The organism is Streptomyces sp. bgisy159, assembly GCF_965341775.1.
In the GTDB taxonomy this organism is placed as follows: domain Bacteria; phylum Actinomycetota; class Actinomycetes; order Streptomycetales; family Streptomycetaceae; genus Streptomyces.
On record NZ_CBDQZH010000004.1, the window covers coordinates 170092 to 194418 of the forward strand.

Annotated in this window: 21 protein-coding genes; 14 read left to right on the forward strand and 7 right to left on the reverse strand. The window is 72.3% G+C overall.

Features of this window, described 5'->3' with window-relative positions; all coding sequences use genetic code 11:
* Positions 1 to 18 precede the first annotated feature (18 nt).
* The 3 genes from ACSLTV_RS06430 to ACSLTV_RS06440 form a co-directional block, all read right to left on the reverse strand.
* The gene (locus ACSLTV_RS06430) at positions 19 to 840 is read right to left on the reverse strand and encodes a zinc finger domain-containing protein (RefSeq protein ID WP_435611792.1); all 822 of its coding nucleotides are present in this window, start codon (positions 838 to 840) and stop codon (positions 19 to 21) included.
* Entirely contained in the window at positions 837 to 1652 is an 816-nt protein-coding gene (locus ACSLTV_RS06435; protein ID WP_435611793.1) for a hypothetical protein, read from the reverse strand. Before ACSLTV_RS06435 ends, ACSLTV_RS06430 begins: the two co-directional genes overlap by 4 nt.
* Positions 1653 to 1843: 191 nt before the next feature.
* Complete coding sequence (locus tag ACSLTV_RS06440; protein WP_388517339.1) at positions 1844 to 2122, reverse strand: hypothetical protein; 279 nt, start codon at positions 2120 to 2122, stop codon at positions 1844 to 1846.
* 211 nt (positions 2123 to 2333) lie between these two features.
* Between ACSLTV_RS06440 and ACSLTV_RS06445 the strand changes: the two genes are divergently transcribed.
* From ACSLTV_RS06445 to ACSLTV_RS06485, 9 genes are all read left to right on the forward strand, one after another.
* The gene (locus ACSLTV_RS06445; RefSeq protein ID WP_435611794.1) at positions 2334 to 2795 is read left to right on the forward strand and encodes a hypothetical protein; all 462 of its coding nucleotides are present in this window, start codon (positions 2334 to 2336) and stop codon (positions 2793 to 2795) included.
* Positions 2796 to 2895: 100 nt separating this feature from the next.
* The gene (locus ACSLTV_RS06450; protein WP_435610283.1) at positions 2896 to 3108 is read left to right on the forward strand and encodes a hypothetical protein; all 213 of its coding nucleotides are present in this window, start codon (positions 2896 to 2898) and stop codon (positions 3106 to 3108) included.
* A gap of 742 nt (positions 3109 to 3850) precedes the next feature.
* Complete coding sequence (locus ACSLTV_RS06455; RefSeq protein ID WP_435611822.1) at positions 3851 to 5302, forward strand: AAA family ATPase; 1452 nt, start codon at positions 3851 to 3853, stop codon at positions 5300 to 5302.
* Positions 5303 to 5827: 525 nt separating this feature from the next.
* Entirely contained in the window at positions 5828 to 6784 is a 957-nt protein-coding gene (locus ACSLTV_RS06460) for a hypothetical protein (protein ID WP_435611795.1), read from the forward strand.
* A gap of 132 nt (positions 6785 to 6916) precedes the next feature.
* Positions 6917 to 7375: a hypothetical protein gene (locus ACSLTV_RS06465; protein ID WP_432135194.1), complete on the forward strand. Its 459-nt coding sequence runs from the start codon at positions 6917 to 6919 to the stop codon at positions 7373 to 7375.
* 58 nt (positions 7376 to 7433) lie between these two features.
* Entirely contained in the window at positions 7434 to 7754 is a 321-nt protein-coding gene (locus ACSLTV_RS06470) for a hypothetical protein (RefSeq protein ID WP_432135195.1), read from the forward strand.
* Between the two features lie 36 nt (positions 7755 to 7790).
* Positions 7791 to 10496, forward strand: coding sequence for an ATP-binding protein (locus ACSLTV_RS06475; protein ID WP_435611796.1), 2706 nt, complete (start codon positions 7791 to 7793; stop codon positions 10494 to 10496).
* Positions 10493 to 11095, forward strand: coding sequence for an RNase A-like domain-containing protein (locus ACSLTV_RS06480; RefSeq protein ID WP_432135197.1), 603 nt, complete (start codon positions 10493 to 10495; stop codon positions 11093 to 11095). Before ACSLTV_RS06475 ends, ACSLTV_RS06480 begins: the two co-directional genes overlap by 4 nt.
* Positions 11092 to 11739 (forward strand): hypothetical protein, encoded by a 648-nt coding sequence (locus ACSLTV_RS06485; RefSeq protein ID WP_435611797.1) that lies wholly within the window; start codon positions 11092 to 11094, stop codon positions 11737 to 11739. The genes ACSLTV_RS06480 and ACSLTV_RS06485 overlap by 4 nt, the downstream gene beginning before the upstream one ends.
* A gap of 182 nt (positions 11740 to 11921) precedes the next feature.
* Here the strand turns inward: ACSLTV_RS06485 and ACSLTV_RS06490 are convergent, their stop codons facing one another.
* Positions 11922 to 12791: a UbiA family prenyltransferase gene (locus ACSLTV_RS06490; protein WP_435611798.1), complete on the reverse strand. Its 870-nt coding sequence runs from the start codon at positions 12789 to 12791 to the stop codon at positions 11922 to 11924.
* Positions 12792 to 12935: 144 nt separating this feature from the next.
* On the opposite strand from ACSLTV_RS06490, the gene ACSLTV_RS06495 reads away from it, so the two are divergent.
* The 3 genes from ACSLTV_RS06495 (at position 12936) to ACSLTV_RS06505 (ending at position 15689) form a co-directional block, all read left to right on the forward strand.
* Positions 12936 to 13994 (forward strand): type III polyketide synthase, encoded by a 1059-nt coding sequence (locus ACSLTV_RS06495; protein ID WP_432135200.1) that lies wholly within the window; start codon positions 12936 to 12938, stop codon positions 13992 to 13994.
* A 142-nt stretch (positions 13995 to 14136) separates the two neighbouring features.
* Complete coding sequence (locus tag ACSLTV_RS06500; protein WP_432135201.1) at positions 14137 to 14676, forward strand: isoprenylcysteine carboxyl methyltransferase family protein; 540 nt, start codon at positions 14137 to 14139, stop codon at positions 14674 to 14676.
* A complete protein-coding gene (locus ACSLTV_RS06505) occupies positions 14673 to 15689 on the forward strand; it encodes an NAD(P)/FAD-dependent oxidoreductase (protein ID WP_432135202.1) in 1017 nt (338 codons plus the stop codon). The genes ACSLTV_RS06500 and ACSLTV_RS06505 overlap by 4 nt, the downstream gene beginning before the upstream one ends.
* 95 nt (positions 15690 to 15784) lie before the next feature.
* On the opposite strand, the gene ACSLTV_RS06510 is transcribed toward ACSLTV_RS06505, so the two are convergent.
* Both ACSLTV_RS06510 and ACSLTV_RS06515 read right to left on the reverse strand, forming a co-directional pair.
* A complete protein-coding gene (locus ACSLTV_RS06510) occupies positions 15785 to 16702 on the reverse strand; it encodes an RNA polymerase sigma-70 factor (RefSeq protein WP_432135203.1) in 918 nt (305 codons plus the stop codon).
* A gap of 65 nt (positions 16703 to 16767) precedes the next feature.
* Entirely contained in the window at positions 16768 to 17991 is a 1224-nt protein-coding gene (locus tag ACSLTV_RS06515; protein WP_435611799.1) for an NAD(P)/FAD-dependent oxidoreductase, read from the reverse strand.
* Between the two features lie 350 nt (positions 17992 to 18341).
* On the opposite strand from ACSLTV_RS06515, the gene ACSLTV_RS06520 reads away from it, so the two are divergent.
* The gene (locus tag ACSLTV_RS06520; RefSeq protein ID WP_432135236.1) at positions 18342 to 19235 is read left to right on the forward strand and encodes a glycosyltransferase family 2 protein; all 894 of its coding nucleotides are present in this window, start codon (positions 18342 to 18344) and stop codon (positions 19233 to 19235) included.
* A 429-nt stretch (positions 19236 to 19664) separates the two neighbouring features.
* On the forward strand, positions 19665 to 22370 hold the full coding sequence (locus ACSLTV_RS06525) for a BTAD domain-containing putative transcriptional regulator (protein WP_435611800.1): 2706 nt from the start codon (positions 19665 to 19667) through the stop codon (positions 22368 to 22370).
* On the opposite strand, the gene ACSLTV_RS06530 is transcribed toward ACSLTV_RS06525, so the two are convergent.
* Positions 22330 to 24054, reverse strand: coding sequence for a bifunctional 3'-5' exonuclease/DNA polymerase (locus ACSLTV_RS06530; RefSeq protein WP_432135206.1), 1725 nt, complete (start codon positions 24052 to 24054; stop codon positions 22330 to 22332). The genes ACSLTV_RS06525 and ACSLTV_RS06530 overlap by 41 nt on opposite strands.
* Positions 24055 to 24327 lie beyond the last annotated feature (273 nt).

A 24327-nucleotide genomic window follows, 5' to 3' on the forward strand; every position in this document is an offset into this window, starting at 1 on the left:
CGCGAGCGGCAGGCGGGATCATCGGGCCTCGCCCCCGCCGGTGGTGTGCCGGGCTCGGGTGTCTCGCCGCGGTGCGGGCGGTTGGCACATGATCCGGGCGAGCCTGATCTGCTCGGCCTCGGCCTGGCCGTTGTCGCCGGCCTCGGCGAGCAGGGCCTCGACGCGCGACGGGTGGACGCCCGAGAGCGGTCGTCGCCCCTTGCCGCGGTTGCGGAAGCTCGACTGGCAACGCTCGTCGACCTCGGCGAGGCAGTACGGGCAGCGCACCGACAACGGGTCGGGGATGCCCTCGGCGACGAGCTGCTCGCGGTGCGCACGAGCCGGGCGGAAGCGCGCGAGCTCGGCCGCGACGTGCGCGGGCATGTACCGGCGTGGGCCGGTGCCGACACCGGACATGAGCGCGGCGAGACGTTTCTGCCCGCCGTGGTCGATCTCCGCGCGGTACTGCGCGGGCGCGGTGTGCCCGGTCGCAACTGCCGCCCGGGTGCCGAGCAGTTCGGCCCGCCATGCGGCGACGTTGTCGGGGTCGACGTTGGGCACCGGGTCGGTGTGGCGGTTCATGAGCTCGGTCCGGTACGGGCCCCATGCGGCGAGCAGGTCGTGCGGCTCGATCGGCCGGAACTGCGCCGAGCGGTCGCCGCCGCGCTGTTCGTAGTAGCGGCGGGTCGCGCGGGCGGCGTCCCATCCGACATCGGACATGGTGGCCGGCACGTCGGCGACGGCGGCCGTCCACTCCGAGATGGTGCGGGCGGACTGCTGAGGGTCGGCGAGCGCGCGGCGCACCCGCGAGTCGAGCGTTCCGGCGAACGCCAACAGGGCGGCGATCTGCTGCTCGTTCATGGGGTGCTCTCCTTCTGTGCGTTGAGCAGGGCGAGGCCGGCGGCCAAGTTGTCGGCGTAGGCGGCGGTCGATGGCTGCGGTCGCGGCGACGAGCTCGACGGGCGGTCGAGGTCGGACCAGACCTTGAGCCAGTAGCGGGCCGCTTTCGGGGCCTCGCCCGGTGTGGTGCGACGGGCGGCGAGGTCGACGAGCGTCTCGACGCCGTGCCGCTGCGTCAGCCGGTAGACGTCGCGCTGCTCCCCGAGGCCGAGTGACCACCGGACGGTGATCGAGGCCGCGGCGAGGGCGTCGTCGAGCGGGCGCAGTTCGGGAATCAGAGCGGCCGAGCTCGCGCGCGGCTGCTGCTGTTGTGGTGGTGAGTAAGTAGGTACGTTCTGGGGGCCGGTTTCCGGCCCCCCGGGGGCCGATCCTCGGCCCGCCCCCGGGCCGGTATCCGCTCCCCCCGGGGCCGACGTCCGGCCCTCTCCGGGGCTGCTCACCGGCCCCCCGGGGGTCGCTGTCCGGCCCGGGGCGATGTCCGGCCCGGGGCGATCCTCGGCCCCCTCGTGGTCGAGGAGCGGCAGACGATAGACGGTCTCGCCACTGGGCCCGGTACGGCCCTCGACGATGTCGAGCTCGCCCGAGGCGAGCAGGGCGTCGACGGCGGTACGGACGGTGGATCGAGCGGCGCGGGTGCGCCGGATGAGCGAGGCGGTACCGGCGTAGGCGACGCCGTCGGCGCCGGCCCGATCAGCGATGGCGAGCAGAACCAGACGGGCGGCGCCTCGGCTCTCGGACCGGGCCCAAACCCAATCCGTCGCGGCGAGGCTCAACGGTGCGTCTCCTTAAGGGAGTCGGGTCGCCCGGCGGTTCGGGGCGTCCGGCGAGGGCGGCGGGTGTGTGCTTGGGGCAGCGATGGCCGACGATGTAGCGACGGGTTCCGATCGCGCGGCAGTAGGTGCCGGCTGCGCCGTCCCAGAAATCGCAGATCATGCGGTGCTCGGGGTGGCGGTGCGGCGCCCGGTCACTGACCGGCGCCGACGTACCGCGCGTAGACCACGTGTCGGGCGACGTCGTTCTCGACGACGGTCCGCGCGATGGCTTGGAAGGCGCCGGCCGGCGCGTACGACGTGAGCTGTCCCGACCGGATGGCTTGTGCAGCAGCAGCCGCTCGGGCGCCCGTCGCCTTCTCCTGGATTTCGGCCCACTGGTTCGGGTGCGCCTTGAGCTGCGCGACGAGCAGCGCGTGCCGGGTGTTCTTCTGCCGCGCGGGCGGCGGCCCCGCGATGAACTTGACGGTCACTAGATCCCCCATCTGACCTTTGTTGACGAACTCGAACAGACGGCACCGAAGAGACCCCCGGAGGCGTCGAATATCTGTTCGTGTTCACGAACAAGAACAACGTACGCAGGGCAGAAACCCAACGTCAACGCAGTTCCGAGGTGTGCAACCGGCCTAGATCGCTGGTTAGATGAGGTTGTTCGCGTTCTGCGACAAGAACGGAGATGAGACCGTGTCGGAGAACGACACCTCCATACGCCCCGGTACGGGCGAGGCCGAGCGGCCCGTGACCCTGCTGCGTGACATCGTCCGTGCGGCGATCGATAAGCCAGGTGAGAACCTGCGCAGCTTGTCGGCCCGAGCCGTAGACCCGGAGACCGGACAGAAGATCGCGCACAACACGCTGCCGAAGATCGCCAGTGGGGAGGGGTACCGGCGCGAGCGATGGATCGTCGGCGCCGTCGCGGCGGCGACCGGCCTACCCCTCGAAACCGTGCAGGCTGCTGCGTCCGCCGAGTGGACCGGCCTCGACGTGGCCAAGCTGCGCACGAGCAAGCCGGGGGCGACGGTCGTCGTCGCCTACGCGGAAGGAACAAATCCGCATGATCTGCCCGTTCTCCAAGAAAAGCTAAAGGAGCTCGGCCTCGGGAACCTGCGCATCCTGCCCGAGGGTGGCGGTGACGGCGTGTCGTAGTCGCGTGACCTGCGGTGTTTGTGGCGGTAGTGTGAGTGAGCCTTTGCCTCGGACATATGTTCGAGCGCTTGGCTCCGCCATGCCACAAGGGGGGGGCATCTTGTTCCGCGTCCGCCGTACCCGACTCGACAACACAGCACCAGCAGCCGGCGCCGCCGATGCTGCCGATCGGCACATCCTGATCGACGATCGGCACATCACGGATACCGGCGCCCTCGCTCTCGAACTCGTCTTGAACGCCCTTCCCCCCGCATCGGGCGACAGGACGAACGAGCCGCAGCAGAAGGACGGGCCGAGCGCGGCGGCGGGATGAGTCGGCGAAGGGGGCCGCACGGTGATCCGTGCGGCCCCCTTCGCCGTTCCCGCGGCCTCACGTCGGCCGCTCGGGCGCGGTGTCTTACTCCCCCGAGGTGAGGCTCGGAGCCTGCTCCGGTGCGGCCATTGTGAGGCCGTGGTGAGGCCGGACCGCTCTGGAGTAGTCGGCACCGGCTGACATCAACGAGTCTTGCGAAACGCTCTGACCTGCATGTTCTGTCACTTGCCGGTGCCGACTGGAACCCATCATCACGATTGATCTTGAGCTCGTAATGCGTAGGTCTCGGGTTCGAATCCCGAAGGCGGCTCATTTTGAACCCCAGGTCAGGTCTCTGACCTGGGGTTTCTGTCATTCATGCTGCGTCGTCCGGACTGGACTGCGGCGGTCGACCTGCGCACGCGCAATGCGTAGGTCGGAGGTTGTGGCGGTGTGGTTCCCCCGGGGCGTGCGTGCGGATGCCCCGTCCGGGGTGGGTGCCGTACGCGCGAGGTGCGCGGTCGTAGTCTCGGGGGCTCCGCCGCCCGCGTACGATCCGCCGCGTCAGTTGACGCGGTCCACCCCGACCGAACCCCACCCGGCCGGAAGAGCCGCAGGGCGGCCCAGCGGCGCGAACCCGGAAGGGCCGTGAAACGGGCCGGAATCCTTCAATGGGCGCATCGACTGGGGAAGTGACAAATAAGTGCAGCTATAATAAGTGCATCTATATGTGGGAGCTGGTGCTGTGGACAAGCCCGCCGAGATGTTCGATCGTGTCTTCGAATGGGCCGAGCTGACCCGGTTCGCCACCCTGCCGGGCCCGCGGGCCACGCTGGGTGTGGTCTCCGGTCGCCGCCGGCAGGGCAAGACCTTCCTGCTCGACGCCGTCGCTCGTGCCAGTGGCGGCTTCATGTTCACCGCCACCGAGACCACCGAGGCCGACGCCCTACGCCAGTTCGGTGAGGCACTGGCCCGTTATCGCGGGCAGCCCACTCCGTTCCGTTTCGCGCACTGGGACGAGGCGGTCGCGGAACTCATGCGCATCGCCGACGCGGGCGGCCCCACCGTGGCGGTCATCGACGAGTTCCCCTTCCTCGCCAAGGCATCTCCCTCCCTGCCTTCGATCATCCAGCGCGCTCTGGACCCTGCTGCCCAGCACACCAACACTCCCGTGCGTCTGCTGCTGTGCGGTTCCGCGCTGTCGTTCATGGGCCGGTTGCTGTCCGGCAATGCTCCGCTGCGTGGCCGAGCCGGCCTCGAACTCGTGGTCCCGACCCTGGACTTCCGGCTCGCTGCCGAGTTCTGGCAGATCGACGACCCGCGCACGGCGTTGCTGACCAATGCCATCGTCGGCGGCACGCCTGCCTACCGGCGTGAGTTCACTCAGGGGGACACCCCTGCCGGGCCGGACGACTTCGACGACTGGGTCATCCGCGCCGTGCTCAACCCGGCGCGTCCGCTCTTCCGGGAGGCCCGCTATCTTCTCGCCGAGGAGCCCGAACTCCACGACACCGCGCTGTATCACTCGGTACTGGCGGCCATTGCCGCGGGTAACGCGGCTCGTGGCGGCATCGCCGACTATCTGGGGCGCAAGTCCACCGACCTCGCCCACCCGTTGAGCGTTCTCCAGGGCGTCGGCCTGATCACCCACGAAGCCGATGCCTTTCGCCGCAACCGCTCCGCCTACCGCATCGCCGAACCGCTCGTCACCTTCTACCACGCGGTCATGCGCCCGGCCTGGGGTGATCTGGAACGCCCCGGGCGGGCGCCCGACGTATGGCGCCGAGCCCAGTCCACCTTCCGCAGCAAAGTCGTCGGTCCGCACTTCGAGCAGGTCTGCCGGGAATGGGCCCGCTGGCATGCGGCACCCCACACCCAGGGAGGACACGTCACACGCGTCGCCGGCGGAACCGTCAACGACCCGGCTGCCAGGACCAGCCGCGAGGTCGACGTCGCAGTCCACGGCGAGAGCCAAGAGGGTCGTCAGGTGCTGCTCGCCATCGGCGAAGCGAAGTGGAGTGACGTGATGGGAGCCGGCCACCTGGAACGCCTCCGGCACATCCGTTCCCTCCTGACCAGGAGTGGCACGGCTACCGAGGCAACGAGGCTCTACTGCTTCAGCGGCACCGGCTTCACCGATGAGCTGAATCACCTCGCAAAGAACGACCCCACGATTCAACTGATCGACCTGCCCCGCCTCTACCACGGAGAGTGACTCTCGATCTGCGGCGCGGGGGACCGGTCGGCCGTACCGGCCGGGACCCGTATGAGGAGTTCGGGCTCTTCGGAGAGGAGGGCGCGGGCTCGTACGACCATGCGCGATCCGTCGTCGGGCGGTCAGGGTGAGGGCGGGCAGCCACCACGAAATGTCGGTGGTGGGCCGCAGATCCTCGGCCTGGAGCGGTGCGTCGCGATTCGGCGGTAGCGTGGCGAGGCCGGGCGAGCACCGCTGCGGACAGGCGGGGCGGAATTCATGCGGATGCGGTTCGAGGCCGGGGCTGAGGACCGGAACGGTTCACGACCATGTCCCGCGCCGGCCCGCCCGGCGCCCCCGACACCAGCGGCGCGCCGTTGCCTGCCACCGGCACTGGAACAACGTCGCCGCGGATGCGACCACGTGACCCGACGACCAAGATCAAGACTAACGGCCGTCGTGTCCGATCATCTCGATTCGGTCATTCAACTTCCTTTGTCTTAGTCATGTTTGACGATCTTTTCGCTGTGGTTCAATGAATGAATTGTGGTGATTCGGCTTCTCGCGGGTGGAGTCGCGTTGATCAAGGAAAAATGTTTCGAGGTCACTTCGGCGCTGCTCGCGGAGCTGCTCGACACCCGGCCGGAATACCGCAGCCGTTGGCGCGCCCGGGTTCAGCGGGACCGTTCGGCCGGCCGGGTCAACATCGCCGCCGTGGCTCAGGTTCTGGCCGAACACCTGTGGGATTCCGGCGAGTTCCCCGAGTCTGAGCAGTCCCTCGCGCGCAAGCAGAAGGACCGTGTCCGCCGCGCGCTCGACGGCACCATGATCACGGCGGAGACCCTGACCTGGCTCATCGACGCCTTCCGGATGAGCGAGCGCGACGCCCAGTCCCTGCGTGCCACCCACGAAAGCGAGTCGGGCAGTCGGCCCGACGGAATCTCCGACGCGGTCCAGGAACCGCGGGCGATGGTCCGACGCCAATGGCATCGCACGGTGACGGTATTCGAACGTTATTTCCTCAACCCCGAGGGGCAGTTGACCGAACGCCGTACCAAGCACGTGATCATGGCTCTGCAGGACGGTGTGGACAGCTATTTGTTCAATCACGAATCCTCCGTGGAGGCCATCGAGGTGATGCACGGCGGCACCCTCGGACCGGAACATCACTACGACGGTCTGGTCTCCCACGAGATCACGTTTCCCCGGCCGCTGACACAGGGGCAGCGGACCGCCTTCGAGTACCGGACCGTCTACCGCCCCACCGCGCACCCCCCGCAGGAGGTGCGGCGCCCCGCCCGCGGCCGGATCGAGAACTTCGACATGGCCGTGCACTTCGAGCCCCGCCGGCTGCCCAGCCGACTCTGGTGGGCGACCTGGGCGGACCATCACCTCGGCGACCCCGTGCAGTTGGAGCCCGCCCAGGTGTGCGAGACAGGCCGCGCCCACCGCTTTGTGTCCTACGTAGAGCGGTCGGTGGTCGGCTTCCGCTGGACCTGGTGAGTCGGTCTCCGCCGGACCTGGTGACACGGGCGCCCCGTGCGTCGTAACGGCGCACCGCGCGCCGTAAGTGCGCCATGTGGCGTGTTCACTTCCCCCATCAGTCAGCCAATCGGACGATCTCGGGGGGACACCGTGGGAATCCTCAGCCAGTTCGACGTCATCGACTCCTTCAACCAGCTGATCCCGAACGCAGCCGGGCACTCCGACAGCTATCTGCGCGAGGTCGCCAAAGCGACCCAGGAGCAGGGCCTGCCCGTCGAGATGAACCTGGAGAGCAACTCCGACGGCCTGTTCGCCGCGATGCGCGGACAGGGCGCCCGCCGGTTCCTCGTCGTCCAGCCCGTGGACCGCAAGGCCCGCGGCCTGCGGATGATGCACTACGGCTTCCCGGTCGGCACCAACCTCACCGCCGGCTGGCTCCTCACCGGAACCACCGGCAACCTCAGGCTCTTCGACTACCTCGACCTCACCGCGGTCATCGAGTCCGTCCACGGACTCGCCGTCGTCCCCGCGCTCTACAGCGTCGCGGACAGCACCGGCTTCGCCCGCGAGGAGATCCGCAAGTACCAGAGCGGCTTCTTCGGCGTCTGATCGCCGTCGCCCGACCGTCTGGTTCCCGAGCATCCCAGCCGTCATCGGAAGGACAGCCATGGGCTGGTTCATCTTCATCGTCTACGTCGTCGGCATCATCGGCACCACCCGCTACGCGATGCGCCTCTTCGACCTGCACTGGGCCGACATCAACGGATCCGGTCTGAACGGCATCGGCGCCCGCTTCAAGACCATGGTCCCGGGCATCTTCTGGCCCGTCGGCCTGCCGATCCTGCTGCTCATCGGGCAGCAGCGCGCGGAGCGCCGCCAGGCCACCCGGCAGAGCGTCACAGACCTCATGAGCGGCGGCGACACCCCGCGCACCCCCTCCACACCGCAGCCCGAGCAGCGCACCCGCAACCCCTTCGACGACCTCTGAGCCACGACGCCCGCTCTCACTCCTGGAGGTGATCAAGTGCAGTGGCCGGACGTCCGTCATGACACGGCCGTGATCTGGGTCGACACGGACTTCTTCGCCAGGCCGGTCTGCTGGGCCACCGCGGTGGCCCGGATCGTCGCGGGCCCCCGCGCGCCCGAGGCGGCCGACGGCCCCGTGGACAGCGGCACGGCGATGCGGGCCGTGTCCAGCCGTATCGTGCAGGCCCTGAACGGCTGGGCGAACCGCGCAGCCCTGGAGGTCCGCTACTCGGCGCCCGCCGTCGGCCGGCCTCAGGGCATCGACTGCCACCTCGTCGCCCGCGCCGCCGCCGGCACGCGGTACGAGGCCGAGTCGTCAGCCGCGCAACTGCTCGGCGCCGCCGCACAGTTGCTGCCCCCGGGCTTCGTCGTGGAGCCGGTCGCCCAGGCCGACGTCCTCGCAGCTCCCCCGGGGGCGGTCACCTGCGCCGAGGTCCGCCGTCACGAGGAGGTCGTCGCCCCCGCCCTGCCCGACTACTCCGCCGCCGAGTACTACTACGTACCCGGGCGACTGCACGGCGACGGCTCCGCCTGGGCCCCGTTCCTGCGCGCCCTGCTGCACACGCCGTCGCCGGCCCTGGTCAGCCTGGTGTTCCTGCCGACCGTGCTGACCCCCTTGGAGAGCGACGCCTACGGCCATCTCTGCTCCGGCCTGGAGTACGAGGCCGCCGCCCGGACCGTGCCGGACTACCTCGGACAAGTGGAACTGCCGCCCGACGAGAACGCCCGCCGTGCCCTGGAGGCCTGGCGCCGCTTCGGGGACAGTCCTGCCAAGGTCCTGGCCCGCGCCACGGTCGTCGGGGACCACGCGGCCACCGACACGATCGCCGCCACCCTCGCGGCGGCCGTGGGATCGTCGCACGAGGTGACCGAGCGCGGCATGTCCGGCGGCGTGCGCATCGTCCGGCCCGGTGACCGCGAGGAACTCCGGCTCGCAGCCCAGTGCCTGGCGGGCGGCTCGATCGCGCCCTGGGGCGGCCACCCCGTGTGGAACCTGCCCCAGGCGCCCGAGACCATCCGCCGCGTGCCCTATCTGTTCGGGCCCGAGGAAGCCGCCTCGATGTTGGTCCTCCCGGTGCCCGGCCCCGACGGCTGCCCCGGCCTGGATGTGTCGTCGCCCGAACTGGACCGCCTCACTCCGGCGCCCGACACCGAACCGGGCACCCCCGCGCTCGCCCTCGGCGACCGGATCAGCGGCGGCCCCGCCACCACCGTCCACCTGCCCGTCGACGACCTCGTCAGCCACGGCCTCATCGTCGGGGCGCCCAACACCGGCAAGTCGACCACCCTGCAGAGCCTCCTCGTCCAGCTCTGGCGGGACCACCAGGTGCCGTGGCTGGTCATCGAACCCGTCAAGACCGAGCACCGCGGCATGCTCGCCGTGCCCGGGATGGAGGCGCTGCGCATCCACACCCTCGGCGACTCCGAGCGTGCGCCCTGGCGTTTCAACCCGCTTCAACCGCCCCCCGGCGTCACCGTCGACACCCACATCTCCTCGCTGATGGCCGTGTTCCGCGCGGTGGTGCCCGACATGGACAGCGCCCTCCCGCTCATCCTCGAACGCGCCCTGGAGGAGACCTACGTCCGGGCCGGCTGGGACGGCGGACGCACCCTGCCCGGCGCCGCCCCGACCCTGCGCTCCCTGCTTCCCGTCCTGGAGGCACTGAAGGACGACAGCGACTACCACGGCCAGGCCCTCAACGTGTTCCCGGCCCTCGCCACCCGCGTACGGGGCCTGCTCGCCGGCGAGCGTGGCCACATGTTCGACACCATGGAGGAGACCGACTGGGCCGGACTCATCGACCGGCCCGCCGTGCTGGAACTGGCTGCCATGGCCGACCCCGCCGCGATCGACATGACCCTCGGCTTTCTGCTCTCCCAGTTGTCCGCCCTCGCCCGGCTGCGCGGCAGCCAGAACCGCCGGCTGCGCCACCTCATCGTGCTGGAGGAAGCCCACCGCGTCTTCGCCCGCCCCTCGGGCGGCCCCGACCGCAGATCGGCCGAGGCGGTCTCCGCCCTCGCCAACGCCCTCGCCGAACTCAGCTCCTTCGGGCAGGGCTTCGTTCTCGTCGACCAGGTGCCCGAACGCCTGGACGATGCCGCCACCGCCCTCACCGGCGTGAAGATCATGCACGCGCTGCGCAGCGAGCAGAGCCGGCAGGCCACCCTCGGCGACATGGGCGCCGGCCCACGCTCCGCGCAGACCGCGGCGGCCCTCCGCCGCGGCCAGGCACTCGTAGCCACACCCCGCACCACCGACCCCCTGCTCGCCGGGATCCGGCCCGACCCGGCCGTGGACACCGCGCGCATCGTCGACGACGACACCGTCGTACGGCACATGGCGGGGCCCACCCGCGACCAGGCCCGGCTGCTGCCGTACGAGCTGTGCTCCCGCGACATCTGCCAGGACGGCTGCCTCCCGCGCCGCAGAGAACGGGGCCGAGCCCTCGCCTTCGCCCGGCGCCGGGAGGAACGCGCCGAGGCGCACCGGGCGCCGCGTGGTGAGCCGTACCGCGGGCCGGCTCTCGCCGACCTCGCCCAGGCCATGGCCCGCTCCTGCGCCAGCGACGTGGCCGACACGTACTGCGCGCTGGTCCACACGGATCTCACCAGACCGCTCCCCAGCCTGACGCCCCAGCGCCGGCAGTCCGATCTGGCGGCGGTCGTACGCAAACAGGCGGCACGGGCGGGCGGTACACGGTGATCTTTCACGACACCCCAGAGGACGAGCAGGACCACCACGACAGGCTGCGGCAGGCACTCGACGACCACCGCGACCTGCATCCCGACCACCATCGGGAGAGGGGACGGGTCGCCGAGTTCCGCGAGCAGGACGAGTCGTACCGCGAGGTGGCCGACCGGCTGCCGCCCTCCGGCGTCGACGTGTTGAGCGACCTGTACCGCGAGGAACTGCGCGACGTGGGGCACGCCATCGACAAGCACGTCGGGTGCTCCGCCGACGAACTGCGGGAGTTCCCGTCGTACGACTCGGAGGCCGGCGCGTCCTCCTTCGACACCCCGGGACAGGCCGCCGACGCCGTCAACGACGCCCTGTACCACTCCGCCGGCGACATGGTCGCCTGGCTGGTCAGCGACAACCCGGATCACTTCGTCTGCGACACCGACCTGGGCAGGACAACCGGCCGCTGGGCCCGCAGCCGCGACCACGCGGACGGCATCGAGGTGACCGGCATCCGCGTCGTACTGGCCAGAGACGACGACGATCCGCGCGGGTTCGTGTTCCGCACGGCGTTCCCGATTCCCTCGGATCAGGTACGCGGTGCCGGGCGGCGACGCACATGAAGGACATACGGCAGCAGGTCACCGTCGGCATCGTCTGTCTGGTGTGGCTCGTCCTCGCCCTGCTCACCGACGACACGCTTTCCCCGACCCCGCTGCGGCTCTTCTCGGCGGCCGGGACCACGGTGACCATCCTGGCCCTCGCGTACGAGAGGTACCTGTGGCGGTGGAAGCTCGTGCGCCGGTTCACCGGAAGCCCGCTGCTGCAGGGCACCTGGCGGGGCGAGGTGACCACCTCCATCATCCGGGAGGACGGCACGCCGGTGCCCTCGATCCCCGCCGCCCTCCATGTGGTGCAGAGCGCCTCACGTGTCAGCGTGTCCCTCTTCACCGAGGACTCGGTGTCCACCTCCACCCACGCCTCGCTGCTGCGCGGTGACGACGGCCGTTGGTGTCTGCGCTGGCAGTTCACCAACCAGCCCCGGCCCGTGGCCCGGCAGCGCAGCCAGCGGCACCGCGGCGTGGCCGAGGTGTGGATCGGCGCCGTACCCGGCGAGGGGCTGTGCGGCGAGTACTTCACCGACCGGCGGACGTACGGCGAAGTGAGCTTCGTGGAGTGGAGCCCGCAGCGGTACGGCAGCGCGTCGTCGGCCCTCGCGGCGTCGGACTTCGCGCCCGCCAGGCCGTACGCGGGGGCGGCGGGCTGACGGGCCGAAGGGGGCGTCGGCGTGCGCTTGACACACAGAGGCGCCATAAGGTCGCCAACGCCCGTCCGGCCGTGTGCGGGATGACGCTCGGCGGGCCGCCACATCCCAGACAGGGCAGTCGAGACGTCAGCCAGGCGAGGGGGCAGACCCGCCGGCGGTGTCACCACGTCACATCCTCACTGTCAGGCGATTCCGGTGCCGCGCAGCAGCAGGAGTGACACGTCCACCACCGCCACGGCGACCGCGGTGGCGAACGCGGCCCGCATCCATCGGGCTCCCAGCACGGTCCCCGCCGCGGCCACCAGGCCGGCCACCACGAGCGCCGTCATTCCCCACCTGCCGGGTGGCCCGGCGGGCCCCAGCGCCAGCACCGCGGTCGCGGCCACCAGCGGCACCGGCAGCAGCAGCCGGGTGCCGTACGGGCCCAGCCGGTGCGGCCAGCCCCGTACGCCCGTCGCCAGATCCCCTTGGATGTCCGGCAGTACGTCGCCCAGATGGGCGCCGATCCCGAGCATCGCCCCGGCGGCGACGGCCCACCACGCCGGCCACGGCTGCCCCGGCAGCCCCAGCGCCACGAATGCCGGGAGAGCGGCGAAGCCCACCGCGTACGGTGTCCAGGACCACGCCGTCGCCTTGAGCCGCAGGTTGTAGGACCACGCCGCCGCCACTCCGGTCAGGTGAGCGGTGCCCGCCCACAGGCCGCAGGCGAGCGAGAGCGGTACGCACAGCGCCAGCGCGGTGAACGCCGCCCACCACACCTGAGCCGCACCGATCGGGCCGTCGACGAGGGGCTTGTCCCGGCGGCCGGCGGCGACGTCCCGGTGCGCGTCGAACGCGTCGTTGCACCAGCCGACGGACAGTTGCCCGGTCAGAACGGCGGCTCCGGTCAGGACACAACGCGCCGGAGTCTGGCCCGCGGTGACGGCGAGTGCGACCGTCAGAGCGGTGACCGCCACGACCGGCCCGGGGTGGCACGCTCCGGCCAGGCCGGCGGCCCGGCCGGAGCGACTCGTGACCGGGTCACCGGCCGTCGACTGTTCGGGAGTCACCACCCGGCCGATCGTAGGCGGCCCCGTCCCACGCGGCGGGACCACGCGCCCGGGCGACGGCCGGACGGGCGATTCATGGTGCCGGAGCCCCGGTCCGGGGAAACGTGCAGAGGAACTCACCCCAGTCGGTCACCGGACGGGAACCCTATGACGCGGATCGCCGCCGTTCACGGTGTACTCGCACCGCACTGTCACACCCAGTCCGAGATCACCGACATGGTGGCCCGCACCTGTCTGCCCGAGGGCACCGACCGCAGGGCCCTGGACCGGCTGCACCGCAGTGCGAAGGTCCGCTCGCGCCACACGGTGCTGCCGCTCGAACGGTACGGGCAGCTGGACGGATTCGGCACCGCCAACGACGTCTTCATCACCGCCGCCACCGACCTGGGAGCCGAGGCCGTCCAGGGAGCACTGCACAGGGCCGGTCTGTCCGCGGCCGACGTGGACCTGCTGCTCTTCACGTCCGTCACCGGCATCGCAACCCCCTCGATCGACGCCCGGCTGGTGGGCCGCCTGGGGCTGAGGCCGGACGTCAAACGGCTGCCCCTGTTCGGCCTGGGCTGCGCCGGCGGCGCAGCCGGTCTGGCCCGTATGCACGACTACCTGCTGGGCAGGCCGGGTCAGGTGGCCCTGCTGCTGTCGGTCGAACTGTGCTCGCTCACCTTCCAGCGCGACGACGCCTCCGTGGCCAACCTGGTCGCCACCGCGCTGTTCGGCGACGGCGCCGCCGCGGTCGTCGCCCAGGGTGCGGACCGCCGGGAGGAGACCTCCGGCCCGACGGTGGTGGACACCCGCAGTCACCTGTATCCGGACACCGGTCGCGTCATGGGCTGGGACGTCAAGGACTCCGGCTTCCGCGTCGTCCTCGACCCGCGGGTCCCCGACGTGGTGCGCCAACACCTCGCCGACGACGTCGAGGGGTTCCTCGGCGACCACGGCATCAAGCCGAAGGACGTGACCGCCTGGGTGTGCCACCCCGGTGGCCCCAAAGTCCTCGAGGCCGTCAGCGAGACCCTCGACCTGACGGAGGGCGCACTCGATGTGACGTGGCGTCACCTGGCCGCCGCGGGCAACCTGTCGTCGTCGTCGGTTCTCCACGTACTGCGCGACACCCTGGCCGAACACCGCCCGCCGCCGGGCACGCCGGGTGTCCTACTGGCGATGGGGCCCGGCTTCGCCTGCGAACTGGTCCTGCTGCGCTGGTAGTACCGGCCGCCGCCGCCGGAGGAGGGAAGGGCGCGGAAGGACGGCAAAGGCGCGGGAAGGACGGGGCAAGGGCGCGGGGAGTCGGGAAGGGCGCGGGAAGGACGGCAAGAGCGCGGGAAGTCGGGAAGGGCGCGAAGGGGACATGATCTGGTACGGACTGCTGGTGGCCGCCGTCGCGGGGGAGCGCGTCGCCGAACTCGTCGTCGCCCGCCGCAACGAGCGGTGGAGCACCGCCCGCGGCGCGAGGGTGACCGGGCAGGGCCACTACCCGGCGATGGTCACCCTCCACACCGGCCTGCTGATCGCCTGCCCGGCCGAGGTGTGGCTGACCGGCCGGCCCTTCGTACCCGGCCTGGCCTGGCCGATGCTGGCCGTGCTGGCGGCCTCCCAGGCGCTGCGGTGGTGGTGTATCCACACCTTGGGACCTCGCTGGAACACTCGGGTGATCGTCGTACCCGGTCTGCCACTGGTGACCGGAGGCCCCTACCGCCGGCGGTGGCTGCGGCATCCGAACTACGTGGCCGTCGTCGCCGAGGGGGTGGCCCTCCCCATGGTCCACACCGCCTGGACCACCGCGGTCCTGTTCACGGTGCTCAACGCCGCCCTGCTCACCGTGCGCATCCGCTGCGAGAACCGTGCGCTCGCCGCCGCGGCCTCGCCGACCGGGCCCGCGCAGGCGTGATCGACGTACTGGTGGCCGGTGGCGGGCCGGCCGGTCTGGCCGCCGCCATCCACGCCGCGCTCGCCGGCCTGGAGGCCGTCGTCGTCGAGCCCCGGACCGCCCCCGTGGACAAGGCCTGCGGCGAGGGCGTCATGCCCGGCGGTGTCGCCGCGCTGCGGGCACTGGGCGTCGAGGTCGGCGGCCGTGAACTGCGCGGCATCCGCTACCTGGACGGCACCGCCCGCGCCGAAGCGCCCTTCCGGGACCACGGAGGCCTGGGGGTCCGTCGCACGGCGCTGCACTCCGCGCTGCACGAGCGTGCCCTCGGTCTCGGCGTGCGCGTGCTGCCGGGCAGGGTCGACGAGGTGCGCCAGGACGCGGACACGGTCACCGCCGCCGGGATCACGGCCCGCTGGCTGATCGCCGCTGACGGCCTGCACTCCCCGGTGCGCCGCGGCCTGGGCCTGGATCTGCCGGGCCGCTCCCACGGCCGCTACGGACTGCGCCGGCACTACCGCGTCGAGCCGTGGACGGACTTCGTGGAGGTCCACTGGTCCCGGGACGGCGAGGCCTACGTGACACCGGTCGGCGACGACCTGGTGGGCGTCGCGGTCCTCAGCCGCACCCGTCGCGGGTACGACGAGCACCTGGCCGCCTTCCCGGCGCTCACTGCGGCGCTGCGCGGCCCGGCCGCGACGGACGTACGCGGTGCCGGACCGCTGCGGCAGCGGGTGCGGCGCAGGGCCGCCGGCCGCGTCCTGCTCGTCGGCGACGCCGCCGGCTACCTGGACGCCCTCACCGGCGAGGGCGTCGCCCTCGCGCTGGCGACGGCCGGGGCGGCTGTCCGCTGTCTGGCCGCCGGACGGCCGGAGGAGTACGAGCGCGCCTGGGCCCGGCTGACCCGGCGTCACAGGCTGCTGACCGGGACCCTGCTGGTCGCGAGCCGCCGTCCTGGTACCGCCCGCCTCATCGTCCCCGCGGCGTCGCGGATGCCCCCGGTGTTCACGGCCGCCGTCCATTTGCTGTGTTCATGAGAACGGTCGGTCTCGTGAACAGATCCCGGTCGGCCGCGTCCGGCATCCCCGCCCTTTCCGTGTGTCCTGCGGCCCTGCCGGGCCGCGAGGCGGTGTCAGCGCAGGCTCAGGGGGGTCTCCGAGGTGACGTGGGTGAGTTTGGCGGGGTTGCGGACGTAGTAGAGGCCGGTGATGCGGCCGTCGTGGACCCGGAGGGCCAGGATGCCGTCGAGTTCGCCGGCCAGGTGGACGAGGAGCGCCGGGGTGCCGTTGATGACGGTGGGGGCCGTGGTGAGGGGTTCGGTGAGCTTGGTCAGGCCGCCGAGGAACAGGCGGGCCACCTTGTCGGCGCCGGCGACCGGGCGCAGGGCCGCGTGCTTGACGCCGCCGCCGTCGCTGACGAGGACGACGTCCGGGGCCAGTACGTCGAGCAGCTCCTGCGGGTCGCCGGACTCGATCGCGCGCCGGAACGACTCCAGCGCGGCCTGCGCGGCCTTGGGGGAGACCGCCTCGCGGGGACGGCGGGCGTCGACGTGGCGGCGGGCCCGGTGGGCGATCTGGCGGACCGCCGCGGGGGTCTTGCCGACGGCGGGCGCGATCTCGTCGTAGCCGACGTCGAACACCTCGCGCAGCACGAACACTGCGCGCTCGGTCGGCGACAGGGTCTCCAGGACCAGCATCATCGCCATCGACATGCTCTCGGCGAGTTCGACGTCCTCGGCGACGTCCGGGGCCGTGAGCAGGGGCTCCGGCAGCCACGGGCCGACGTAGGCCTCCTTGCGGCGCTTCAGGGTGCGCAGGCGGTTCAGTGACTGGCGGGTGGTGATCCGGACCAGGTACGCGCGGTCGTCGCGCACCTGGCCGGGATCGACCTCGACCCAGCGCAGCCAGGTCTCCTGCAGCACGTCCTCGGCGTCGGCCGCCGATCCGAGCATCTCGTAGGCGATGGTGAAGAGCAGGTTGCGGTGGGCGACGAAGGTGTCGGTCGCCCTGGTGGCGTCGTCGCTCACCGGGCTGTCCGCGTCGTCGTGCATGAATCGGCCTCCGGGGCGTGCTGTGCCGCCTGGTGCACCGGCGGCGAACGGGTCGTGTCGTCGCGTCAGGCCGCCCGTCCGGTGGGCCGTGCCGTCGGCTGTTCCGGCCTCGCCGGGGCCTTCGCCGACTTGGTCCGCAGGAGTTCTTCCCGCTTGCCGTCCTTGATCCACATGCTGCGCGCACCGGGCTTGCGGCCCTCGTACGCCAGCTGCTCGACGGTGTGCTTGACGACGTACTCCTTGAGCCTGCCGCCCGGACGTCCGCCGACGTGGAGGCCGATCGCGTTGTCGTCCCGGCGTGCGAACTGGAAGATGCCGGCGCGGCGCCCGAGGCTGATGCACTGTCCGGCGAACCCCACCTGCGCCGCCACGGGCTCCTTGCCGGCGATACGGCTGAGCACGGTCTCGGCGGCCTGCGGGCCGAGCTGGACCGCCGACTGGCAGCCCATCCGGTACGGCAGGTCCGACGGCGCGGCCGAGTCCCCGGCGGCGATGAGGCGCGGGTCGTCCACGCTGGTCAGGGTCTCGTCGGTGAGCAGCCGGCCGAGGGTGTCGGTGCGCAGCCCGCTGCGTGCGGCCAGGTCCGGCACCGAGAAGCCGGCGGTCCAGACGGTGATCCGGCTCAGCAGGTCGCGGCCGTCGGCGAGCCGTACCGCGTCCCGCGTCACGGCCGTCACCCGTGTGCCGGGGCCGTCCAGGACGGTCACGCCGAGCCGGGCGAGCTGCCGGGCGACCGAGCGGCGGCCCTTGGGGTGCAGGTAGGGGCCGAGCGGGCCGCCGCAGACCAGGGTGACGGCGCGGCCCGCCTCCGCCAGCTCGGCGGCGACCTCGATGCCGCTCGGCCCGGCGCCGACCACGGTCACCGGGGCGCCGGCGGGGGCCGAGTCGAGGGCCGGCCGCAGCCGCTCGGCGTCCTCCAGTGTGGCGATCGGGTAGGCGAACTCGGCCGCCCCGGGCACGGCCGGGTCGGCGCTGCCGCTGCCCACCGCGTAGATCAGGTAGTCGTAGCCGAGTGTGTCGCCCGAGGCGAGGGCGAGGCGGCGGTCGGGCGCGTCGATGCGGGTCACGGTGTCGACGACCAGCCGCACGCGCTCGGACAGGACCTCGCCGTAGTCGACCACCGCGTCGTCACTCCCGCCCACCAGCTGGTGCAGGCGCAGCCGCTCGACGAAGGCGGGGCGGGGGTTGACCAGCGTCACGGTCACGTCGTCGCGCTGGGTGAGACGGTTGGCGGCCATGACGCCCGCGTATCCGCCACCGACGACGATCACTTCGGTGTTCTGAGCCATGGTGTCTGTCTCCTACGTCTCCGGCGTCTTCAGGGGTTCGGCCTCAAGACACCGGGCGGGCCGCCGCTGTGACACGGTGTGGCGCACGTCACTCCGAGCTGGGCAAAAGGAACCTCGGGCGGAGACAACGGCCGCCCTTGAGGCAACATCTTCGTGAACGACATCCAGGGGCCAGACATCTGGGTGTCCGGCATCTGCGTGCCTGGCATCTGCGTGCCTGGCGTTTGCGTGCCTGGCGTTCGCGGGGCTGACATTTGCGTGGCCGACATCTGCGTGTCCGGCATCTGGGTGAACGACAGGCGCGGCACGCGCGGACGCCGGTGTCGTCGTCGCCGTACGAGATGAGGGACCTGGTGGAGCCGAGGATCGCCGTCGCCGTCGTGACCATGGGCAACAGGCCCACCGAGGTCGACGCCCTGCTGGAGTCCGTGGCCAAGCAGGACCTGGCGCCGGCCCGTCTCGTGATCGTGGGGAACGGCTGCCGGCTGCCCGAGTTCGCCGAGCGGCTCTCGCTGCCCGGTGAGGTCACTCCGATCGAGGTGGACGAGAACCTCGGCTGCCCCGGCGGGCGCAACGTCGCGCTCGCCCGGCTCCGGGAGTACGGCGACGTCGATGTCGTGGTCGAGCTGGACGACGACGGACTGCTGGTCGACCCGGACGTGCTGCGCCGGATCCGCGATCTGTACGCGGCCGACCCGCGGCTTGGGATCGTCGGCTTCCGCATCGCCGACGAGACGGGGGAGACCCAGCGGCGGCACGTGCCGAGGGTGGGCGCGTCCGACCCGATGCGCGGCGGGTACGTCACCGGCTTCCTCGGCGGGGGTCACGCGCTCAGCATGGCCATGCTCGACGAGACCGGCGACTGGCCCGCCGAGTTCTTCTTCGCGCACGAGGAGACCGACCTCGCCTGGCGGGCCACCGACGCCGGCTGGCGTATCCGCTACGCGCCCGAACTGCTGCTGCAGCACCCCAGGACCTCGCCCGCCCGGCACGCCATCTATCACCGCGTCACCGCCCGCAACCGGGTGTGGCTGGTCCGCCGCAACCTTCCGCTGCCGCTCATCCCGGTCCACCTCGGCGTGTGGGTCGCCGTCACCCTGCTGCGTACGCGGTCGGCCGCCGGGCTGCGGGCCTGGTTCGGCGGGTTCGTGGAGGGGGTGCGCGAGCCGGCGGGCCCGCGGCGCCCCATGCGCTGGCGCACGGTGTGGCGACTCACGCGGCTGGGCCGACCGCCGGTGATCTGAGCCAGGGTGGTCTCGGCCGCGGTGACCTGGGCTGATGCGATCTGAGCCGGGGTGGCCTGCGTCGGGGGCCTGAGCGGGGTGAACGGTGGCCTGGGTCGAGGCCATCTGCCTGTATGGGCGAGACCCCGGTCGTTCACCTCCGCCGACCGGGGCCCTCGCGCGCCCGGAACCGGCCGCAACGGCGACACTCCCCCGAGCTGCGCGTCGTACGCGCGCGCCCTCGGGCCAGTTCCGATGGAATGATCACATCAAACGGCACCAACGGATCGCTAACATGTGGCCAACGGTTCTCCCCGCCGTCGCACGGCAGTTGGCGCGAAGTCGTCGGCTCGCGCGGCGAGTGGCCCGGGAACTGGCCGATGCCGCCGAGAACCGTCCAGGGCATGGTGGCCGAAAGCCGCCGTATCGAATCGAGGTGGGTGGATCGGCGTGAAGCGGCGGTACGAGCTGCGGTTCGGACTGCTGGGACCGACGGTTCTCTACGACGCCGAGGGCGCGGGCGGCCGCTCCGGCTCGGGAAGCGCCCGTGATTCCGACGGTACCGGTGCCCGGGAGGCCGGGGGCGAGGTCCGGGAACTGCACGGGGGACAGGAACTCCGGGAGGTCCGCGAGGCTCAGGAGGCTGACGAGGTCCACGAGGCGCAGGAACTTCATGAGGTCCGCGAGGCTCAGGAGCTCCAGCCGGTCGACGGACTCGGGATGCGGAGCATCGGCAGTCCCAAGGTCCGCACGCTCCTCGCCGCGCTGCTCCTGGAAGCCGGCCGGGTCGTTCCGGTCGAGTCGCTGGAGGAGGTGCTGTGGGGCGGCGCGCCGCCCGCCTCGGCCCGCGCGTCCCTGCACAACCACGTCACGCGGTTGCGCCGCCTGCTCGACGACCCCGAGCGGCTGCGGGCCGTACCGCCCGGCTACCTGCTGCGCGTCGAGTGGGGCGAACTGGACGTGCATGCCTTCGAGAGCCACCTGGCCGCCGCCCGGGCCGCGCACGCCGCCCGGAACTGGGACCGTGTCGTACGCGAGTGCGTGGCCGGCCTCGCGCTCTGGCGGGGTACGCCGCTGAGCGGTCTGCCCGCCGAACTGGGCGGCTACGCCTTCGTCCAGCGCTTCCAGGAGGCCCGGCTGCTCCTGCTGGAATGGCGCTACGACGCCGACCTGGCCCTCGGGGGAACCCGGCTGGACCGTGTGCTGCCCGAACTCGCCGCGCTGGCCGTCGACCACCCGCTCCGTGAGTCGTACCAGCGGCAGCTGATGCTCGCCCTGCACCGCACCGGACGTCAGGCCGAGGCCCTCGCCGTCCACCGCGACCTGCGCACCCGCCTCATCGACGAACTCGGCGTCGAGCCGGGCCGGTCCGTCCGCGACGCCCATGCGGAGGTGCTCCGCGGAGCGGGGGAGGCGGACGCGGTGAAAGCCCCGGCGGACGGTGACGGGACTGCGTTGGCGGGCGGAGACGTTCGGTCCGACCGTGCGGGGCGGGCCGGGGGAGGGAGGCGGGCCGGGGACGTGGAATGGGCCGGGGACGTGGAATGGGCCGGGGGCGCGGGACGAGGTGAGGACGCGGGACGAGGTGAGGGCGCGAGGCGGGCTGACGGCGTTCGGGAGGGCGTCGGCGCCGACTTCGGTACCCGGGTCGTCGGAAGTGTGAGGGGCGAGGGCGACGAGGCGGCCCCGTCCGACGCGGCGCCCCCTGCCGACGGACCGGCTTCGGCGGACGATCCGGACGCCGGCGCGTCGCCCGCCCCGGCCGCGCTGGCCACCCCGTCCTCGACACCGCGCCGCACCGATGCCCCCTCGTTCCCGGGCCGCCCCACGGCCTGCGACCACCGCGAGCATCCCCATCACCTGCGCCAGCCCGGCCAGTCCCGCCAGCCCGACCACCTCGGTCAGCCCGGCCGCACTGGTCACCCTGCCTCCCCTGGGGCCACCCCTGTCACCGGCACCGCCGCCACGGACACTCCCACCCCCGCCACCGGTACCGCTGCCACGGGCACTCCCACCCCCGCCACCGGTACCGCTGCCACGGGCACCCCCACCCCCGCCACCGGCACCCCCGATCCCACCGCCCCGCTCCCTCCAGCCCAACTCCCACCCCCACCAGCCGCCTTCACCGGCCGTACCGACGAGGTCCGCCGCCTCCACCGCACCCTCACCGAGCCCGGCGGCGAGGGCGCCCCCCGGGTCGCCGTCGTCAGCGGGATGGCCGGCGTCGGCAAGAGCGCCCTCGCGCTGCGGGTGGCCCACACCCTGAGGGAACGTTTCCCCGACGGTCAGCTCTACCTCGACCTGCAGGGCGCCACCCCGGGCACGATCCCCCTCCGCGTCGACCAGGCCCTCGCCTCCCTGCTGCGCGACCTGGGCACGGAACCCCACCGCATCCCCGAGCGCCACGAGGCCAGGTCAGCGTTGCTGCGCACGCTGCTCGCACCCACCCGCACGCTGATCCTGCTCGACGACGCCGCGCACGCCGCCCAAGTGCGGCCGCTGCTCCCGGCCGGCCCCGGCTGCGCGGTGCTCGTGACCAGCCGCTCACCACTGACCGTGCTCGACGGTGCCCACCGCTTCCCGCTCGCGCCGCTGTCGCCGCAGGAGAGCGCGGCACTGCTGCGCGCGGTCTCCGGACGGACCGGCCTCGACGCGTCGCATCCACTGGTCGATCTCACCGGCCGCCTCCCTCTCGCCCTGCGCGTCGTCGCGGCCCGTCTCGCCGCACGCCGCGCCCTCACCCCCGATGTGCTCGCCGGTCAACTGGCCACCACCGACGGACGGCTGAGCCGACTCGAATACGACGACCTCAGCGTGCGCAGGTCGCTCGCCGTCACACGTGACGCACTCGCCGCGTCCGACCGCGAGGCCGACCGGGACGCGGCCCTTGTCCTGAGCCGCATCGGCGCGCTCGATCAGCCCGCCTACGGCACATCCCTGCTCGCCCGTCTCACCGGCATCGACGAACACCGCGCCGAGGCCGCGCTCGACCGCCTGGTCGACGTCGCCCTGCTGGAGGAGACCACCTACGGCCGCTACACCCTCCACGACCTCGTACGCGAGTTCGCCCGCGAGCTGGCGACGGCGGACCCCGAATCTGGCGAGGAGAGGCCCCTCACTTGGCGTCCGCGTAGCACTCCACCACCGCTGTCGTGAACGGGAACCGCACCGGCGTCTCCCCGAACGTCAGCCGCCCCGCCAGCTCCGACGCCTCCCGGATCGCGGCCACGACCGCCTGCGCCTCCTCGCGCGGGCAGTGCACGATCACCTCGTCGTGCTGGAAGAAGACCAGCTCGGCGGCCATGTCCGCGCAGGTGCGGCGCAGCGCGGCGAGCATGAGCAGTGCCCAGTCGGCGGCGCTGCCCTGGACCACGAAGTTTCGGGTGAAACGGCCCCGCGCGCGGGCGTTGCCGGACGCGTAGCCCGGCACCCACTGCTGCCGTTCGTCGGCGTCTCCGCTCTCGCCGGCCCCGAAGGGACCGCCCGCTTCGTCGCCGAGGGGGATGCCCGCCTCCTCCGCGTGGTCCTCCCCCGCGGTGACCGCCGGCGGGCAGGTGCGGCCGAGCCAGGTGCGGACCAGGCGTCCTTCCTCGCCCGCCCGCGCGGCCTCGTCGACGTACGCCACCGCGTGCGGGAAGCGGCGGCGCAGCGCGGCGAGGTTCTTCAGGCCGTCGCCGGAGGTCTGCCCGTAGACGGCGCCGAGCACGGCGAGTTTGGCGTGGTCGCGGTTGCCGGCGAAGGCCCGGTCGGAGACGGACTGGTAGAGGTCGGTCTCCCGTCCGGCGACCTCCATCAGGCCGGGGTCGCGGGAGATCGCCGCGAGCACCCGGGGCTCCATCTGGTCGGCGTCGGCCACGACGAGTCGCCAGCCGGGGTCGGCGACGACCGCACGCCGGATCACCTTGGGAATTTGCAGGGCCCCTCCGCCGTTGGTCACCCAGCGCCCGGTGACCGTCCCGCCGACGAGGAACTCGGGGCGGAACCGGCCGTCGCGCACCCAGTCCTGCAGCCAGCTCCAGCCGTGGGCCACCCACACGCGGTACAGCTTCTTGTACTCGACGAGGGGTTTCACGGCCGGGTGGTCTAGCGACTCGATCTCCCAGCGGCGGGTGGAGCGGACCCGGATCCCGGCCCGCGCGAACGCCTTGACGACTTCGGCGGGCAGGTCGGGGCGTACGCGGTGGCCGAAGGCGGCCGACACCTCCTCGGCCAGCTCTGCCAGGCGGCGCGGTTCGCCACCGCCCGCGTACCGCTCGCCCAGCAGGTCGTGCAGGACCGCTCGGTGCACGTCCGCCCGCCAGGGTATGCCGGCCCTGTTCATCTCGGCGGCCAGCAGCATCCCCGCCGACTCGCTCGCCGCCAGCAGCCGCATCCGGGCGGGGTGCTCGGTCCGGTCGAGCCGCCTCTGCTGTTCGGCGTAGACCGCGAGGAGGTCGGTCAGCGGCAGGCGGGCGGTGTCCTGCGGCTCGAACAGCGGTGACTGGGCGCCGGGGGAGGCGGCCCGCTGCGGCGGGTCGGGCGGTACGGGGCCGCCGCGCAGCCGGGCCAGGGCGGCGGCGGCCGAGCGGGGCTCCCCGTACCGCCCCTCGTGACCCAGGAGCAGGGTCTCGGCGTCCTCGACGTCGTAGCACCGCTCGACTCGCACCCCCGTGGCGAGTAGACGCGGGTACACCTCGGCCGTGGAACGCCAGACCCAGCGGGTCACGTCGGGCCGACCGCGGACGGCTTCGACGAGATCCGGCTCCCGGACGACCGACGCGGCGGGCAGCCCGTCCGGGCCGAGGGGGGCGAGCTCCACGCCACCGCCCTCGGCCGGAGCGAGTGCCCACCGATCGGTCATGTCGCGAGTGTGCCAGTCGGCACTGACAATCCGCCCCGACCTGCACCGATCCGGTCCGCGGAGGGTGGCGGGGCGCCCTGTCCCGGGGGGCCCTGGTCCCATCTCTGGACGCCCGTCTCCAAGCCCTCGGAGATACGTGGGCCGTCCTCGGCCCCGATGCGCGTTGCCGGCCCCGATGCCCGTTGCCGGACCGGATGCCTGGTCGCCGGACCGGATGCCCGTTGCCGGGTCTGCGTCCCGTCGCCGGGTGCGAGCCGATGGCCGGGGCTGAGC

Excerpts from the sequence above, each read along its gene's own strand:
- ACSLTV_RS06510 (WP_432135203.1), bottom strand. The coding sequence starts at position 16,702 with ATGCACGACGACGCGGACAGCCCGGTGAGCGACGACGCCACCAGGGCG.
- ACSLTV_RS06430 (WP_435611792.1), bottom strand. The coding sequence starts at position 840 with ATGAACGAGCAGCAGATCGCCGCCCTGTTGGCGTTCGCCGGAACGCTC.
- ACSLTV_RS06495 (WP_432135200.1), top strand. The coding sequence starts at position 12,936 with ATGACGCGGATCGCCGCCGTTCACGGTGTACTCGCACCGCACTGTCAC.
- ACSLTV_RS06455 (WP_435611822.1), top strand. The coding sequence starts at position 3,851 with ATGTTCGATCGTGTCTTCGAATGGGCCGAGCTGACCCGGTTCGCCACC.
- ACSLTV_RS06470 (WP_432135195.1), top strand. The coding sequence starts at position 7,434 with ATGGGCTGGTTCATCTTCATCGTCTACGTCGTCGGCATCATCGGCACC.
- ACSLTV_RS06530 (WP_432135206.1), bottom strand. The coding sequence starts at position 24,054 with ATGACCGATCGGTGGGCACTCGCTCCGGCCGAGGGCGGTGGCGTGGAG.
- ACSLTV_RS06515 (WP_435611799.1), bottom strand. The coding sequence starts at position 17,991 with ATGGCTCAGAACACCGAAGTGATCGTCGTCGGTGGCGGATACGCGGGC.
- ACSLTV_RS06485 (WP_435611797.1), top strand. The coding sequence starts at position 11,092 with ATGAAGGACATACGGCAGCAGGTCACCGTCGGCATCGTCTGTCTGGTG.
- ACSLTV_RS06500 (WP_432135201.1), top strand. The coding sequence starts at position 14,137 with ATGATCTGGTACGGACTGCTGGTGGCCGCCGTCGCGGGGGAGCGCGTC.